Origin of the sequence: Enterococcus sp. UD-01 (assembly GCF_044909655.1) — a bacterium.
Classification (GTDB): domain Bacteria; phylum Bacillota; class Bacilli; order Lactobacillales; family Enterococcaceae; genus Enterococcus_L.
This window is the reverse complement of sequence record NZ_JBIYEU010000018.1, coordinates 1-16,727: the sequence shown is the minus strand read 5'-3', so window position 1 is coordinate 16,727 and position 16,727 is coordinate 1. Positions and strand designations below refer to the sequence as shown.

The window sequence follows — 16,727 nt, the reverse complement described above, 5'->3', positions numbered from 1 at the left end:
GTCAGTGTTTTGTAATGACCGAAATATATATTTAACGTCCCTTTTATGGACTATTCCCTCCAATCATGTTTAAATGTTTGTTGGTGCTAAAGAGAGTATAATTTTACATATATGAGGAGCGTTACTTTGAAAAAAAAGAAATTTATTTCCGCCTTATTTGTCATGTTTCTATCCCCAGTCTTATTTGCCGCTACTTCCGCTTATGCTGCTTCCCCTTCTCAAGAAAAAGTAATAAATGACACAACCAAAGCTTTACAACAAGTACAAGCGTCCAATAAAAAAGTAGCAAACAAGCAGGAGCAACAAAGGAAGCAACTAACCACCATAGAACAAAAAATCCAACAGTTGCAAATTGATTTACAACAAGTCAAAAATTTAACCGCCATTGAAATCCCTACTGGATCTTCGCTGAAAAAAAGCACTTCGCAAGCAATAGCTTCTTCAGCCATACAAACCCAGAATAATATGAGTTTTGAAGCAGAAAAACAAGCCGAGCTTCTACAATTGAAGCAGGAAAAAGCGGCTATTCAACAACTCTCTACTTCGACTGCAAAAAAGCAACGCTCATTAGAAAAACAACAAACTGAACTGACCAATAAATTAGCTCAAACGAAAAAACAAGAGGCTGAGCAAAAGAAAAAAGCAGATGATCGAGCTGCTGTCGTAGCAGCGGCAAAAAAACAATTAGGCAAACCTTATGTTTATGGTGCAGCAGGCCCCGATGCTTTTGACTGCTCTGGCTTGGTTCAAGTTTCTTTTGCAGCAATCGGTCGATCATTAGGCAGAACCACCGTAGATCAAGAAACTGCCGGCAGTGTTATTCCGGTAGAACAAGCCCAAGCAGGCGATCTCGTTTTTTGGGGAAGTCACGGCAGTACGCATCATGTAGGTATTTCAACAGGAGATGGTTCTTACATTCATGCGCCCGTTCCCGGAGATGTCGTTCAAATCACTACCGTTTCTTCGTATAAACCAGACTTTGCTTTACGAGTTTTATAAAACGATTTTATCTAACAACAAAGAGTGTGAAACAAAAGTAAAGAACACTTTTGCTTCACACTCTAAACACGAATAAACGGCGGGAACAGAAGCAGCCTCTTCGGAAATAAGCCGAAATTCACAAAAATTCGAAAAACAATTTTCGTGAATTCCTTCTTATTTCTCGAAGCTAAACGCTTCTGTCCCGACCTCTTTGTTTAATGACTATTCTATTATTCGACTGTTACACTTTTTGCCAGATTACGCGGCTTATCTACATCATAGCCTCTTTGTAATGTTGCAAAATAAGCAATTAGCTGTGTTGGTACAATGCTGACTAAGGGTGTCAGCAAAGGATGTACATCGGGAATAATCAGCTGATCAGTTTCTTTGGCTAAAGATTCTAAAGAAATCACAAAATTATGAGCCCCGCGGCTTTCGACTTCTTTTAAATTGCCGCGTGTATGCGCCGCAGTTTTTTGATCCGTAATGATACCAAATACAGGTGTTCCTTCTTCCACCAGAGCAATGGTACCATGCTTTAATTCTCCGGCGGCAAAGCCTTCCGCTTGAATATAAGAGATTTCCTTTAGTTTTAAGGAGGCTTCCATCGCTACAAAATAATCGACACCCCGACCAATGTAAAACGCATTTCTACTGTCAGTTAGGTATTGTTCCACCAGCTGACTAATCAGCATTTTTTCATCAATGATGGTTTCCATGATAGCTGCACCCACACTTAATTCATGGGCAATGTCGAAGTTCAAGGATTTTGGATTGGCTTTTTGATCGCCAATTGCTTTTGCCAGCACTGCCAACACTGCGATCTGAGCCGTATAGGCTTTGGTAGAAGCCACAGCGATTTCAGGGCCTGCATGCAGCAGTAAAGTATAATCAGCTTCTCTGGATAAGGTAGAACCGGCCACATTTGTTAGCGTTAAAGAAGGCAAGCCCATTTCGTTCAGCTGCACCAATACTTGACGACTATCCGCCGTTTCTCCGCTTTGACTTAAAAAGATAAAGAATGGTTTGGCAGAAAGCAAAGGCATGTTATAGCCGAATTCACTGGAAAGATGAACCTCAACTGGAATATTGGTCATCTGCTCAAGAATCGCTTTTCCTACCCAGCCCGCATTATAACTAGTGCCACAGGCAATAATATAAATTCGATCACTGGCAATGATTTGATTTAGGATTTCTTCATCAATTTGTGTATCGCCAGTTGCTGTCGTATAGGCTTGAATGATGCGGCGCATAACACTTGGCTGCTCATCAATTTCTTTTAGCATATAGTAAGGATAGGTTCCTTTTTCAATATCACTTAAATTCAACTGTGCTTCATAGGATTCGCGATAAACGGCATTGCCCTTTTCATCTTCAATCGCAATCTCATTGGCCTTTACAGTCACCATTTCGCCGTCAGCAATTTCCACAAAATGGTTGGTTTGCGAAAGCATCGCCATCGCGTCACTGCAAATGACGTTAAAGCCGTCGCCTAATCCAATTAATAGCGGACTTTTATTTTTTGCTACATAAATCGTTTCCGGATCATTTCTGTCAATTAGAGCAAATGCATAGGAGCCTTTAATGATGGTCAGCGCCTTTTTAAACGCTGCTTTTGTTGCAAGTCCATTATCTGAAAAATATTCCACTAAGTGAACGGCAATTTCTGTATCTGTTTCCCCTTCCAGCTGTTTGTTTTGAAGAAATTCCTGTTTTATTTCTTCAAAGTTTTCAATCACGCCATTATGAACTAAAGTAAAACGTTGATTGCTTGAGGTATGAGGATGCGCATTCCGTTCACTTGGTTTGCCGTGTGTCGCCCAACGAGTATGTCCAATACCGACAGTTCCATTCACCTCGGGAGTAATTCGAGCTTGTAAATCAGCAATTCTTCCTTGCGATTTAACCAAGTAATGCTGATCATTTGCTCCAGCTACAAAAATCCCCGCTGAGTCATAGCCACGATATTCTAATTTTTCCAGTCCCTGCACTAAGATGTCTGCTGCATTGTCTTTTCCAATAATTCCCACGATTCCGCACATATGTCTTTTTCCTACTTTCCTGTTTTTCTGGTTGAGAAAATGAATAGATGTTTTAAAAATCAGGACTGTGAGGGTTGAGTCAATTCACAGTGAATTTTTCCGCATCTAGACAATTTTCATGCTTAACGTCACGTTTCTATTCTGCGTAGCTGAAGCTTTGTTTTAATTTTACAATTAAGTTTTCCTTTCAGCTTGTAGAGTGCAGTCCCTAGAGCCATCCGCCGAATCTTTCGATAAGCTCTTTCCTCGTCACCTGTTTTTCAGGCCTGGCGCTATCCATCATTGGTCTACTTTCACCTCTTTATTTTTATTTCAATAGAAACTGCAATAATCATATACCAAACAAGGAACACTTGTCAACAAACTTATTAAAACATAAAAATTGGTATATATCAAAAAAGAGCCAACTCAACGAATTGACTCTTTCACTTATCCATTTTCCCTAATGAAACGGGTTATAAAAACGGCCGCCGTTAACTTTAAACAAGCCAAAGCTGAAAACCGTCAAGCAAACGGCTAAACCGATAACTATGAAATCACTTGACTGATACGGTCGTTCAGCATACCAGGTTCGTTTTTTCTTTTCTCCGAAACGACGTAGCTCCATGGCAGTACTAATTGTTTCAATCCGATCCAAGCTAGAGAAAATTAGCGGCAGTACAATTTGTGCTGTTCCTTTAATTCGCTGTACCAGCTTGCCTTTTTTAGACATTTCAAAGCCGCGCGCTTGCTGAGCAAGCGAAATATCAAAGAAATCTTCTTGAATATCGGGAATATAGCGAATCGCCAAAGCCACTGCATAGCTAATTTTGTAGCTGACACCAAGTCGATTCAAGCTTGAAGCAAATTCACTGGGATTGGTCGTCAGTAAAAAGATCAGTACTAACGGAATCGTGCAAAAATATTTCAAAACTAAATTAAACTCATAAAATAATTGTTCCTGCGTTAACGTAAAGCGACCGATTCCTTCCCAAAGAACTGTTCTAGAATGATAAATATCTACACCGTATTCTGGAGCAAACAGATACACAGCAATAATATTCAACAAGGAAAAAACAAAAATAAATTTCACTACAAAAGAAATCTGATGCCACTTAATATTAGACAGCTTGAACAAAAACAGTGAAAAAACGGTCATGCCGAGTAAAAAGCGCGTGTCGTAAGTCGTCATACAAGCAACCGACAGCAAAATTAAAAAAATCAGCTTCGCTGTTCCATTCAATTTATGAATGGCTGTATTATCCGGGATATATCCTAATGTCTGATGTTCGTTCATTTCAAGCGCACCTTCCGATCATAAGCCATAAAATTCTCTGTAAACTTAAACGGCTCCTTCATTCCTAGACGCTGGGCAAAGGTGAATAAACTGGTTTCCTTTAATGAAGCCTGTGCTACTAATTCAGCATCCGTCAATACTTTTACTGGCGTTGTATCGGCAATGATTTTCCCGTCATACACCACCAAAGCCCGTTCTGTATATTCCAGCATTAAATGCATATCATGAGTAATCATCGCAATCGTTACTCCCAGTGCATTCAGCTGCTCTAAAAAGGTCATCATTTCTGTATAATGCTTGAAATCCTGCCCCGCAGTCGGTTCGTCCAAAATAATCATCTCAGGCTCCAGCACTAAAATAGCCGCAATCGTCACACGTTTTTTCTGACCAAAGCTTAATGCCGCAATAGGCCACTTGCGAAACGCATACAAGCCGCAAATTTTTAATACCTTTTCCACGCGTTCCTTAATTTCTGCTTCTGGCACGCCTTTTAATTGTAAGCCCAAAGCCACCTCATCAAAGATTAGCTTTTTTGAAATCATCTGATTCGGATTTTGCATAACATAACCGATTTTGTCCGCTCGTTCTTTAATTGAAAAACGCATAAAATCCTGACCGTTCCAAGTCATTTGACCCTTTTGAGGTGTTACAAATCCGCAAATCGCTTTACTTAAGGTTGATTTGCCAGCGCCGTTTTTCCCAACGATGCTGATCATTTCTCCTTTGTTGAAAGTGACGGAAATAGCGTCAAGGACTTTACGGCCATTTTTTTGATACTGATACGTCAGGTTTTCTAAAGACAATAGTTTGGTTTTCTCCGTGGCTTTCACTGTTTGTGTGTGGTGTTCATGCCATTTTTCCATTTGTTCTTTCAGCTCTGGTGCCTGCACAGAGTGAATTTGCGCCAGATTTTCCACGGTTGCTAAATCAACGCCAGCATATTTCATTGCCGTTACATATAATGGCTCCCGAATGCCCTGCTCAGTCAGAATGTTCGTTCGCAACAGCTCATTTGCCGGTAAATCAGCGACAACACGCCCCTCATTAAAAACAATTACGCGATCAACAGAACGATATAAAACATCCTCCAAACGATGCTCAATAATTAGGACAGTGGTCTCCGTTTTTTGATGAATCTCGTCAATTAAGGCAATCGTTTCTTTGCCTGCTCTAGGATCAAGATTCGCTAAAGGCTCATCAAACAATAGAATCGGCGCTTCATCAATCAAGACACCGGCCATAGAAACCCGCTGCTTTTGACCGCCGGATAAATCTTGTGGTCGATGGGTTAAAAAATGCTCCAGCTCAACTGTTTTTGCCCAGCGTTGTACCTCTTGTTTCATTTTATCCTGTGCAACCTCATCATTCTCCAAGGCAAAAGCAATATCTTCACCTACTGTTAAGCCAATAAATTGTCCATCGGTATCCTGTAACACCGTACCAACGTCAAAGGATAAATCAAATAAACTTGTTTGTGACAGCTCTTTGTCGCGAATCTTTACACTGCCTGTGATTTCGCCTTCAAATGTATACGGAATCAAGCCATTAATGCACTGAGCAAAGGTTGATTTTCCACTTCCGCTCGGACCAACAATCAGCACCTTTTCACCTTCATAAATGGTTAAATGAATATCGTGCAGCGTTGGTTCTGCCTGACTGTGATATTGAAAAGAAAAATTAGTAAACGTAATGAGTGGTTTTTTCATGGAAACTGCTCCTTTATCTCTATGTAAAAAAGGGCAGAAAAAGGCTGCTGCTTAAATACAAGCTGGCTTTTTTCTGACCCTTGTCATGACCTTAATCTTTTGTCAAACTGCCTTTTTTGGTTCTGGTCGCTGCATAAGCCGCCATTAAGATTGTACCAATAACACCCACTGAAATCACATTCAAGACAACGGCAATCACGCCTTGTGTATAAACCTTATTTGCAGGTTCACTATAGATTAAAACATCCAATGTCGGTGCAATCAAACCCCAAACCACCGCATTTCCAAGCAGCTGATAAATATTAAAGCGAATCATATCTTTTTTACTGAATTCACCGTGCTGCAGATCCAGCTTGCTGGTCGCAAAGCCATAGATCACTCCTATAATACCAGAACAAATAATCCAACTCCACCAGGCACTGCCATAAGTCGTGAAGTCTTTTAAGGTATGGCCGATTAATCCAATCAAGCCGCCGGCAACTGGACCAAAAATAGCAGAAATCAACGCTAAAAACGGATAGGCCGTTTCTAAATTCGTATTTGGAAATCCTGTCGGAATGACCACAAAACGTCCTAAGATAACAAAGACAGCAGAACCAATTCCGATGGCTACGATTGTTTTTACAGAAAAATCTCTTTTCATATCCCCACTCCTACTCAAAAATAATTTTTGGTGCTTTTCGTAATTGAATTGTCCAATCCGTTCCAGTACCAATATGATACAACTTAGAAAACGAATCCTGATTCACCGCTACACCAATATTGACTAATGAATTAACATAAACTAGCGGTTCACCAATATTAACATCCGCAAATGATTTAGCGAATTTCATAATATTTTGGTACACTTTTTTTCCTTGATGAAAAATAGTTACCTGCAGTTGGTCATCATGCTGAATATCAGCTTGCTTCAAAAAGGCTAAAGGAATATTTGTCCATAAGGAACCAAAACGAATGTCCAGCACATCGATGCTACCTTCTAAGATCTGTTGCTTGATGGAAGCTTCAATAATCGGCAGTGTTTCAATCGTTTCAGCTGAAACTACAGGACCCAACTCTGCAAAGTCAATTTCTCCACTAGCCAAACGTGCTCCATTATACGCATAAATATCACGACCATGAAATGTATGGCTTTCTTCTGAATGAGGCAAACGGCTCTTGATTTCATCAATTGTTCGGATTTCGTCAATCCCTTGATAATGTAAAATATGTGTCAAAGAACCGTTGTCCGGCGTAATAATATAATGACCGGAGGAAGTTTTAGCGGCAATGCTTCTTCTCGTGCTACCCACTCCCGGATCAATTACCGATACAAAAACAGTTCCTTTGGGCCAATATTTCACTGTTTGATACAACCGATATGAAGCAGCCCAAATATCATACGGCGGAATTTCATGTGTTAAATCATCAATCGTAATGTCATCGCTTACCATATGAGCGACCCCATACATGGCGCTGACTGCACCATCCCCTAAACCAAAATCCGTCTGTAAAACCAAGTATTTCCCCATTATAACACTCCTTTTAAAACAAAATAATTAAAATTTTAATGGATTCTCAAATATCGTACCTTTTCCTAGGTCTTCTGTCAATCCTACAAACGAATAATAGCAACAATCATCCATTAAATATTCGTCAATTTAAAAAAAGAAAAAAGGCAACCAAAAGTTAGGAGCTTCAACAATTTCATAAAAGTCTAGTAAGACACTCAACAGCTTACTCCAGCTTTTATTTCAACTGCTTAAACCTGAATAACTTTTGGTTTACCTTTGATTTAATGTGCGCTGCAGTTTTTAGTCAACACCAATTTCAGCTTTTACAACTTCAGCAATTTTATCTACATAATAATCAACTTTTTCTTGGGTCGGAGCTTCAGCCATTACCCGCAATAAAGGTTCGGTACCGGAAGGTCGAACTAAAATTCGGCCGTCGCCGTTCATTTCCGCTTCCATCTCTTCTACAATAGCCTTGATTGCCGGAACTTCCATGGCACCATTTTTATCTGTTACGCGAATGTTTACTAATTTTTGCGGATAAACTGTTACTTCAGCCGCCAGCTCGGATAATTTTTTACCAGTTTGCTTCATAACGTTTAGCAACTGAATACCTGAAAGCATTCCATCACCGGTCGTATTGTAATCTAAGAAAATCATATGACCAGATTGTTCTCCACCGAAATTGTAATCATTTTTACGCATTTCTTCGACTACATAACGGTCGCCAACCTGTGTAATAACATCCTTTAAGCCAGCCGCTTCAACTGCTTTACGGAAGCCTAAATTGCTCATTACAGTGGTAACAATTGTGTCTTTTTTCAAGCGATTCTTCTCAGCTAAATATTTGGCACAAATAAACATAATTTTATCGCCGTCAATAATATTTCCCAGTTCATCAACTGCAATGACGCGATCGCCGTCACCGTCAAAGGCTAGACCAGCATCCGCTCCTTTTTCAACGACCATTTCTGCTAACGCTTCTGGATGCGTTGAACCCACACCATCATTAATATTCAAGCCATTTGGACTAGTGCCCATCGTATAAAAATCCGTTTCCAAGTCTGCAAACAAACGATTGACAGAAGTAGCTGTAGCGCCATTAGCCGCATCAACACAAACAGACAATCCAGATAAATCGCCTGGGATAGTTTGAACCAAGAATTGAGAGTATTTTAACAAACCTTCGGGAAATTCATCTAAGGTTCCCAAGCCTTCAGCAGAAGGACGCGGTAAATGATCTTCTTCTTGATCCAATAAGGCTTCAATTTCATATTCTTGGTCATCCACAAGCTTAAAGCCGTCTGAACCAAAAAACTTAATACCGTTGTCTTCTGCCGGATTATGAGAAGCAGAAATCATAACGCCTGCAGAAGCTTTTTGAAGTCTAGTTAAGTAAGCCACACCCGGTGTTGAGATCACACCCAGCTGAAAAACCTCAATACCGACTGATAAAAGTCCTGAAATCAGCGCTTGCTCTAGCATTTGTCCTGAGATACGTGTATCGCGACCCACTAACACTCTTGGACGACGTGATGAATCTTCATGCTGACTTAATACATAGCCGCCATAACGTCCTAGTTTGAACGCTAATTCAGGTGTTAGTTCCTTATTGGCAATGCCTCTAACACCATCTGTTCCGAAATATTTACCCATGTTAAATTCTCCTTTTACATATAGGTTCCATCATAAACACTATTCACTTTTTTATTCAAGTAAAGTCGAATCATTGATCCTTAGTTATTGCTTATAGAACGAGCATTTTTTCCGTTATTCATTTGCGGTATCGTCAACCTCTTGCTTTGTAGAACTGGAAGAGGTTGATTTACTCGTGGAACTGCTCGTTGATGTAGAACCATTTGTTTTTTTATCGGACGATCCAGAATTCGTTGGCTTTTGATTATTATTAGGAAGCGTTGATCCCTGACCGCCATTATCTGAATAGCTAGATCTGGTTGTCGTTAAGACTGGATTAATTGTAATAGTAACTTTTTCCGGCGTTACAATGTAATCACCGTTAACAGGAATTTCAACTGTCTTTTTGGTTGTTGTTCGTATATTACTTATATCTACTGGTACTTCAATCGTATCAATTGTATCCAAGACTGATTTTGAGCCTCTAATTTCAGCCTTTGCCTCAGAAAGACTAAATGTGTAATGATCAATGTCAGCAGGCGGTGAGCCTGTCGCACTAATCGTCAGCCCAACTTCTTTCGAAGGCAAAGCCAAATCAACCACCACTTTTACCTGCGGTGCAGGATTCTCAATACTCAAGGCCTGACCTTTGGCATCCAATGCCTGTACATTGACCGTCTGCTTAATTGTTTCAGCAGACTGCTTCACATTAGACAATGGCGCAATAACTTTAGTAATAGCTTTGGCTGTTTCTTCGCCTGTGGTAATTTCTACCGTTTTTGGACTAACATTTACTTTTTCTACCTTGTAGCCGTCAGCCTCAATTGAGCCGGGCAGCTGTGCTTGAACCTCAAAAGCTCTCGTGACTTTTTTCTCTACTGTAACGGTAATTGTTTTAGGCTCCAGCTCAGCAGTTACGGCTGAACTTAAGCCTTTCACTCTTAAAGGGACTTCAGTGGTTCCTAACCCCACCTGTGTTAAATCCGCGACCACCTGAAATGTTCTGGTATCTTCGTTAGATTGCGCATTCAGTTGAATACGGTTGGCACTGGATAAATGAACATTAACCGCTTCTTCATAACCAGAAACAAAATATTTATCTTGATCGTATTCCAATTGGACTGGAATATTATCTAGCACTTCGTCATATACTTGAAATGAAGTGGAGCTCGTTGTCGAATTATTGGAGGAATTAGCATTAAAAAATAACAATAACGCAAACAATAAGGCTAACAAACCTGAAAACCAGTTGCTTTGAGAGGGCATTTTCATTTTCGCTTCGCCCCCTTCGATACACCTTCAAGAAAGTGCTGCAAAAGGTTCTTCTTATCTTTCGTTTCTTCTTTTGGTACTAATTCAGCCCGCAGAATTTTTAAGTATTCTTCTTGGGTCAAACGTGGAATCAATTCGTTGTTCAACGTCAAACTGACATCACCGGTTTCTTCTGATACGATGATCGTGATCGCATCACTAACTTCACTGATTCCTACAGCGGCTCTGTGGCGTGTGCCAAATTCTTTTGGAATTAAATTACTTTCAGAAAGAGGCAAATAAGCACTGGCCACAGCAATTTTGCCGTTTTTCACAATTACAGCACCGTCGTGCAGCGGTGTATTCGGAATAAAGATATTTATCAGTAGCTCGCCGGTAATATCCGCATCTAGATCAATTCCTGTTTCAATATATTCATCCAGCCCGGTATTTCTTTCTACCGTTATCAAAGCACCGATTTTCCGCTTTGACATATACTGAATCGCCTTATCGAAGGCTAAAATCATCCGCTCGTCTTCTTGCTGTTCAGATCTCGTTGTCCGGAAAAAGGAGCTCCTGCCTAAATGCTCCAATCCTCGCCGCACCTCCGGCTGAAAAATCACCACAGCAGCAATCACACCATACATAATGACCTGATTCATCAACCAGGAGAGCGTATGTAGACCAATAATTTCACTCAAAATACGAATCACAATAAAAACTGCGACCCCTTTAAGTAATTGGACTGCTTTGGTTCCCTTGACCAGCATAATTAGTTTGTAGACTAAATACCAGACGACTAAAATATCTATTATATTGATTATGTAATTGCGGGACAAGAAATCCGATGAGATCAATTGCCGCCAATATTCTAAATCAAATAATTGACTAAGTTGAAAAGACATCATAAACCTCACTTCTCTCTGAAGATTTCTTTAGTTAGTATAACATACTCTTGACTCTGGTTACAGAAGGGCGAATAAAAGATCGAAAAAAATTAGGAAACATCGCGAATTCTTCATAAAATTAAAGAAAGCTGAGACAAAAGTCTGTTTCACTTTCGCCTCAGCCTCTCATTAAGACTCAAAGTAGTCTAAGCAATCTTTACTTATTCTTCCTTCGCCTGACGTCTAGCAGCTCGTTCTGCCCGTCTTTGCGCTCTTCTAGCTTCTGCTTCCGGATCTACTACTCGCTCTTTTTTTACTCGCGGCGCTTTTTCCATAACTGGTTCTTCCACCGTTTTTTCTAATTTAGCTTTGATTTTTTCTTCTTGTCCAGCTAAACGGGCATAGCTGTAAAAACGATTTTTTGCATCGTTCACTGTTTTTTCAAAGAGCTTGCCGGCATATTCCGGCTGTGTACTTTCCAATGAGGCAAAACGCACTTGCTTGCGCATGAAGTTTGGCATTTCTGCAAAATTAGGCTTTTTAAAATCCAAGGTCAACGGATTTTTGCCGCGTTCCTTTAATTCCGGATTATAGCGGTACAAGGACCAGTAGCCTGAATTGACCGCTTCTTTGGCTTCTTCTAATGTTTTACTCATGCCGCCAGCTAAGCCGTGTGTAATACAAGGTGTATAGGCGATAATAATTGACGGACCAGGGAAGCGTTCGGCTTCTTCAAAAGCTTTAATGGTTTGCATTTGGTTTGCACCAGAAGCAATTTGAGCAACGTATACATTGCCGTAAGTCATAGCCATCATGCCTAAATCTTTTTTGGACACATATTTACCGCTGGCAGAAAACTTGGCAATTGCAGAAGCCGGCGTTGCTTTAGAGGTTTGACCACCAGTATTGGAATAGACTTCATTGTCTAAAACCAGCATATTCACGTCTGCCCCACTCGCCAGAACATGATCGATACCGCCATAGCCAATATCATAGGCCCAGCCGTCACCGCCAATCATCCATTGACTGTTTTTCACGAACAAATCCCTGTCTTCGTAAATAGCTTCTAATAACGGTTGGCCGGCTTTTTCTGCCAACAGTGCAGCCTTTAATTTAGCGGCACGCTGCTGCGTTCCTTCACCAGTATGCATATGAGCGATCCAATCCTCAAGCAATAGCTGTAACTCTGATGAAGCAACAGACATCGCCTGCTTCATTTTAAGCGCTAGGGATTCACGACGTGTTTGATTCGCTAACAACATGCCATAGCCAAATTCTGCGTTATCCTCCAGCAATGAATTAGACCAGGCAGGTCCTTGCCCTTGCTCGTTTGTCGTATAAGGTGAAACGGGCGCTGCGCCGCCCCAAATAGAGGAACAGCCTGTTGCATTGGCGATCATCATGCGGTCACCGAACATTTGCGTCAATAATTTTACATAAGGCGTTTCACCACAACCGGCACAGGCACCGGAAAATTCTAATAACGGCTTGTTAAATTGAGTTCCTAAAACAGAATTAGCTTTTACCGGATTTTCCTTTTGTCTAAGGGTCATGGAAAAGGCCCAGTTCATTGCTTGTTCTTTTTGCTCTGCGTAAGGCTTCATCACCAACGCTTTGCCTTTAGCCGGACAAGCCTCGACACACAAACCACAGCCGGTACAGTCTTCGATTGAAACTTGAATGCGGTATTTTAAGCCATCCGCTCCCCGCATTTCTCTGACAATATAGCCTTCCGGCGCTTCCGTCATTTCCTCTTCATCTGCTAAAAACGGACGAATTGCAGCATGCGGACAAACAAAGGCACATTCGTTACACATCGTACAACGATCGCTGATCCATTCCGGCACCTCAACAGCTACTCCACGTTTTTCAACAGCCGTTGTTCCAAGCGGCATGCGGCCATCCGTCATGTTATTTTTGACAAATGCGCCTACTGGCAATTCATTTCCCTCTTGGCGGTTAATAGGCTCCACAATTTCATGAACGTAATCTGTGACGTCAGCTTTGCGGACTTTTGGTTTTACTTCAATCGTTTTCCAGGTTTCAGGAACCGTTACTTGATGAAGCAATTCGACTGTCCGTTCAATTGCCTGTACATTTTTTTCCACCACAGCCATTGATTTGCGGGCATAGCTTTTAAACGCCTCTTCTTTTAAAATCGGCAGCACGTCGTCAAACGGCATGATCTCAGCCAGCTTGAAAAAGGCTGTTTCCATTGCTGTATTAATCCGACCGCCTAGTCCAACTTCACTCGCTAATTTCACTGCGTTAATTGTATAAAACTGGATGTCGTTTTCAGCTAAATAGCGTTTTAGCTTATTTGGTAAAAAGCGTTCTAATTGCTCATCATTCCAAACGGTATTTAATAAGAAGGTTCCGCCTTTTTTCAGCCCTTTGACTAAATCATAGGTATTCAAATAAGCCGCAGTATGACAGGCAACAAAATCGGCATGTTCAATCAAATACGTTGAACGAATCGGCGTATCACCAAAGCGTAAGTGAGAGACCGTCAACCCGCCTGATTTTTTAGAATCATAGTAAAAGAAGCCTTGGGCATATTTATCCGTATGATCCCCAATAATTTTAATGGCCGATTTGTTGGCGCCCACGGTTCCGTCTGAACCGAAGCCCCAGAATTTTGCCTGATATGTTTGCGGATTGGTTAAATCAAGCGCAGGTCCACAATCAAGTGACGTATACGTAACGTCATCCACAATTCCGATCGTAAAGCGCGATTTCGCCGTAGCTTTGTCTTTTTTCAGCTCGTCGTAAATAGCTACAATCTGATTCGGCAAGACATCCTTCGAGCCTAAGCCATAGCGGCCGCCAATAATCATCGGGCGCAGCTCTGATTCATACATCGCACTTTGAACATCTAAAAGCAGCGGCTCGCCGCCAGCTCCGGGTTCTTTTGTACGATCCATAACGCCAATGGCTTTGACCGTTTGCGGTATTTTTTCTAAAAAACTTGCTACTGGGAATGGACGGTATAAATGAATATTTAAGAAGCCAACCTTACGACCCTGCTTCGTTAAATAATCAATCGTCTGCTCAATCGCTTGCGCCGCAGAACCCATGGAGACAATGACTTCTTCTGCATCGTCAGCACCATAATAAGTCACTAGATCATAGGCTGTGCCTCTTAGCTGATTGATTTCATTCATATATTTTTTCACAATCGCCGGAATTTCTTCGTAATAACGGTTCACTGTTTCGCGTTGTTGGAAATGAATATCAGGATTTTGATTGGTTCCGCTGACTGAAGGGTGATTTGGATTCATGCTTCTGCTGCGAAATTCCTTTAATTTTTCCTGATTTAACAGTGGACTTAATTCTTCATAGTCCAATACTTCAATTTTTTGAATTTCATGACTGGTTCGAAAGCCGTCAAAAAAGTTTAAAAACGGAACGCTTGATTCAATGGAAGCTAAATGAGCAACTGCTGATAAATCCATGACTTCCTGCACACTGCTTTCACTCAACATAGCAAAACCTGTTTGGCGAGCAGCCATCACATCTCCATGATCACCAAAAATATTCAGCGCATTGGTCGTAACTGCTCGGCTGGCAACGTGAAAGACAGACGGCAATAATTCGCCCGCAATCTTGTACATATTGGGAATCATCAGCAACAAGCCTTGTGAAGCAGTGTAGGTAGTAGTTAAGGCTCCTGTTTTTAATGAGCCATGGACAACTCCGGCTGCTCCGGCTTCTGACTGCATTTCAACGATCTTTACTGGCTGTCCGAAGATATTCTTTTTTCCTTCTGCAGACCATTGATCGACTAATTCTGCCATGGTTGAGCTGGGCGTAATTGGATAAATAGCGGCTAACTCTGTGAAAGCATAAGAGATATATGCCGCAGCAGTGTTGCCGTCCATTGTTTTCATTTTTCGCATCTGGTATTCATCATCCTTCTATATAAGAGTAGAATAGTTGCACGCATATTCTTCTATATTATAACGGATACAAATTGAATTTGGAACGTTTTGCGGAAATTTTTCACAAACTTACAAAAATATTCAACTGTTTTGCGAAATAATGATGAAAGCTTTCTGTTTTCCTAATAAAAAAACTTCACAAAGTTACCGTAACTTCGGAAGTTCAGATTATATTCTGTTGTTTTTCTTACGCTTAAAACGAATGCCATATTCTGCCAAACGCCGAATCAGCTGATAAAACCAATTATCTGTAGGAGCCACCCATTGTTTTTTAAGCGACAAACGTTTATCAGAATCAAAATAATGCGGCGGAACCCCGTCCAGTAGCTGATGAGAATTCGTGGGATCAAATCTAGGTCGTTTACCGTAATTAAAGGATTCCCCATTGGCGATCGGCATCACTTGATAAGCTTTTTCGTCAGTTGTGATCTGCCATTGACTAATTAGGGCGCCTGCTTCATCTACAATAAATTCACTATGATAGTCTCCGGATAAAATCTTTCGGTAAAAGCCGCGCTTGCTAATTTTCTTGAGCAGACCACGATTGGTTAAGCTACCGTGCATTTGATCCCGATCCTTCGCTGTAATATCCGTTCCTAAAAGCGCACGATTATGATAATGAGGATCTGCGTAAAACCAGTTATCCTTTAAAATAGCTTTAATGGCTACTTCATCGGTTGCCAGCTGATGACTTTGACGATAGTTTTTTACATACCAAATATTATGCTTATCCAATTGATGGCGAAACTGATGTAGCATAGTTTCTTGTGGATACTTCTTCTTCAGCGTAGCTTTAGATAATTTCTGATCAGCCGCAGCGATTTTTAACCCTTTTGGATAGGCACGCTGGACGGTTTCTGAAAATGTATGTAAAAAAGCAGCTCCAGGCGCCAGCTCCGGATCAAAAGTATACTGTGTTTCAGCTAACTCTAGATCATTCTGTTCATTAAGAAAACCGCCTAATTGTCGAATAACTAAAAAGATCTTGTCCTTGTCTGATAATTGGCTAGAACAAAAGAGTTTTTCATAAAGAGCTGAGCCAACCAAATAGGTCTGCTGATAAAACGCTGATAGAGAACCGGCAATATCAGGTTCAGCTATCTCTAAAGCTTGTTTGAGATAATTCGCATAGGTGGTAAGTGCCGCTGGATCCCAACCGTTTAGCTGCAGTTCGTTGATTTGTTTAGTGACTACGCAATTGTATAACGCCTGATCTTCAAGCGAAAGATTTGCTGGAGGTTCTATTAAATAGTATGATTTTTGTACTTTTTCATGGTGAGAAAGCTTTTCCATAAAATCACCGCCTCTTTGTCAGTATACCATTTACTGCGATAATTGTGCCTAATGCTGTTTTTACAAAAAAGCGAGGGCAAAACAAAACTTAAAAAACAGTTTTGTCTTGCCCTCTACTTACAAATAGACGGTGGTCAAATGTCAGACTCTTCGGCAATTTCATAAAATCCGCCAATGCATAAAACGCATTGCTCGTCTTTTACTACAATTGCTTGAGCCTGA

Annotated in this window: 11 protein-coding genes; 1 reads left to right on the top strand and 10 read right to left on the bottom strand. The window is 40.8% G+C overall.

Features of this window, described 5'->3' with window-relative positions; genetic code table 11:
* The first annotated feature begins 126 nt into the window (after window positions 1-126).
* Window positions 127-999, top strand: a complete 873-nt coding sequence (locus tag ABH902_RS13195; RefSeq protein ID WP_404591453.1) for a C40 family peptidase — start codon at window positions 127-129, stop codon at window positions 997-999.
* 212 nt (window positions 1,000-1,211) lie between these two features.
* Here the strand turns inward: ABH902_RS13195 and glmS are convergent, their stop codons facing one another.
* The 10 genes from glmS to ABH902_RS13145 form a co-directional block, all read right to left on the bottom strand.
* Window positions 1,212-3,023: a glutamine--fructose-6-phosphate transaminase (isomerizing) gene (gene glmS, locus ABH902_RS13190; RefSeq protein ID WP_404591451.1), complete on the bottom strand. Its 1,812-nt coding sequence runs from the start codon at window positions 3,021-3,023 to the stop codon at window positions 1,212-1,214.
* 442 nt (window positions 3,024-3,465) lie between these two features.
* On the bottom strand, window positions 3,466-4,299 hold the full coding sequence (locus ABH902_RS13185; protein ID WP_404591449.1) for an energy-coupling factor transporter transmembrane component T family protein: 834 nt from the start codon (window positions 4,297-4,299) through the stop codon (window positions 3,466-3,468).
* Window positions 4,296-6,005, bottom strand: a complete 1,710-nt coding sequence (locus tag ABH902_RS13180) for an ABC transporter ATP-binding protein (protein WP_404591447.1) — start codon at window positions 6,003-6,005, stop codon at window positions 4,296-4,298. Before ABH902_RS13180 ends, ABH902_RS13185 begins: the two co-directional genes overlap by 4 nt.
* A 91-nt stretch (window positions 6,006-6,096) precedes the next feature.
* Window positions 6,097-6,648: an ECF-type riboflavin transporter substrate-binding protein gene (locus ABH902_RS13175; RefSeq protein WP_404591445.1), complete on the bottom strand. Its 552-nt coding sequence runs from the start codon at window positions 6,646-6,648 to the stop codon at window positions 6,097-6,099.
* 10 nt (window positions 6,649-6,658) lie between these two features.
* Window positions 6,659-7,516, bottom strand: a complete 858-nt coding sequence (locus ABH902_RS13170; protein WP_404591443.1) for an S-adenosyl-l-methionine hydroxide adenosyltransferase family protein — start codon at window positions 7,514-7,516, stop codon at window positions 6,659-6,661.
* A 282-nt stretch (window positions 7,517-7,798) separates the two neighbouring features.
* Entirely contained in the window at window positions 7,799-9,154 is a 1,356-nt protein-coding gene (gene glmM / locus ABH902_RS13165) for a phosphoglucosamine mutase (protein WP_404591441.1), read from the bottom strand.
* A gap of 114 nt (window positions 9,155-9,268) precedes the next feature.
* Window positions 9,269-10,405 carry a YbbR-like domain-containing protein gene (locus ABH902_RS13160; protein WP_404591439.1) on the bottom strand — a complete coding sequence of 379 codons (1,137 nt, stop codon included), beginning with the start codon at window positions 10,403-10,405 and terminating at the stop codon, window positions 9,269-9,271.
* Window positions 10,402-11,289, bottom strand: coding sequence for a diadenylate cyclase CdaA (gene cdaA, locus ABH902_RS13155; protein WP_404591530.1), 888 nt, complete (start codon window positions 11,287-11,289; stop codon window positions 10,402-10,404). Before cdaA ends, ABH902_RS13160 begins: the two co-directional genes overlap by 4 nt.
* Before the next feature lie 203 nt (window positions 11,290-11,492).
* The gene (nifJ, locus tag ABH902_RS13150; protein ID WP_404591437.1) at window positions 11,493-15,170 is read right to left on the bottom strand and encodes a pyruvate:ferredoxin (flavodoxin) oxidoreductase; all 3,678 of its coding nucleotides are present in this window, start codon (window positions 15,168-15,170) and stop codon (window positions 11,493-11,495) included.
* Between the two features lie 210 nt (window positions 15,171-15,380).
* The gene (locus ABH902_RS13145; protein ID WP_404591435.1) at window positions 15,381-16,505 is read right to left on the bottom strand and encodes a DUF3114 domain-containing protein; all 1,125 of its coding nucleotides are present in this window, start codon (window positions 16,503-16,505) and stop codon (window positions 15,381-15,383) included.
* Between the last annotated feature and the right edge of the window lie 222 nt (window positions 16,506-16,727).

Coding starts and splice junctions, on each gene's coding strand:
- glmS (WP_404591451.1), bottom strand. CDS start 3,023: ATGTGCGGAATCGTGGGAATTATTGGAAAAGACAATGCAGCAGACATC.
- ABH902_RS13180 (WP_404591447.1), bottom strand. CDS start 6,005: ATGAAAAAACCACTCATTACGTTTACTAATTTTTCTTTTCAATATCAC.
- ABH902_RS13175 (WP_404591445.1), bottom strand. CDS start 6,648: ATGAAAAGAGATTTTTCTGTAAAAACAATCGTAGCCATCGGAATTGGT.
- ABH902_RS13160 (WP_404591439.1), bottom strand. CDS start 10,405: ATGAAAATGCCCTCTCAAAGCAACTGGTTTTCAGGTTTGTTAGCCTTA.
- nifJ (WP_404591437.1), bottom strand. CDS start 15,170: ATGCGAAAAATGAAAACAATGGACGGCAACACTGCTGCGGCATATATC.
- ABH902_RS13170 (WP_404591443.1), bottom strand. CDS start 7,516: ATGGGGAAATACTTGGTTTTACAGACGGATTTTGGTTTAGGGGATGGT.
- ABH902_RS13145 (WP_404591435.1), bottom strand. CDS start 16,505: ATGGAAAAGCTTTCTCACCATGAAAAAGTACAAAAATCATACTATTTA.
- ABH902_RS13185 (WP_404591449.1), bottom strand. CDS start 4,299: ATGAACGAACATCAGACATTAGGATATATCCCGGATAATACAGCCATT.
- cdaA (WP_404591530.1), bottom strand. CDS start 11,289: ATGTCTTTTCAACTTAGTCAATTATTTGATTTAGAATATTGGCGGCAA.
- glmM (WP_404591441.1), bottom strand. CDS start 9,154: ATGGGTAAATATTTCGGAACAGATGGTGTTAGAGGCATTGCCAATAAG.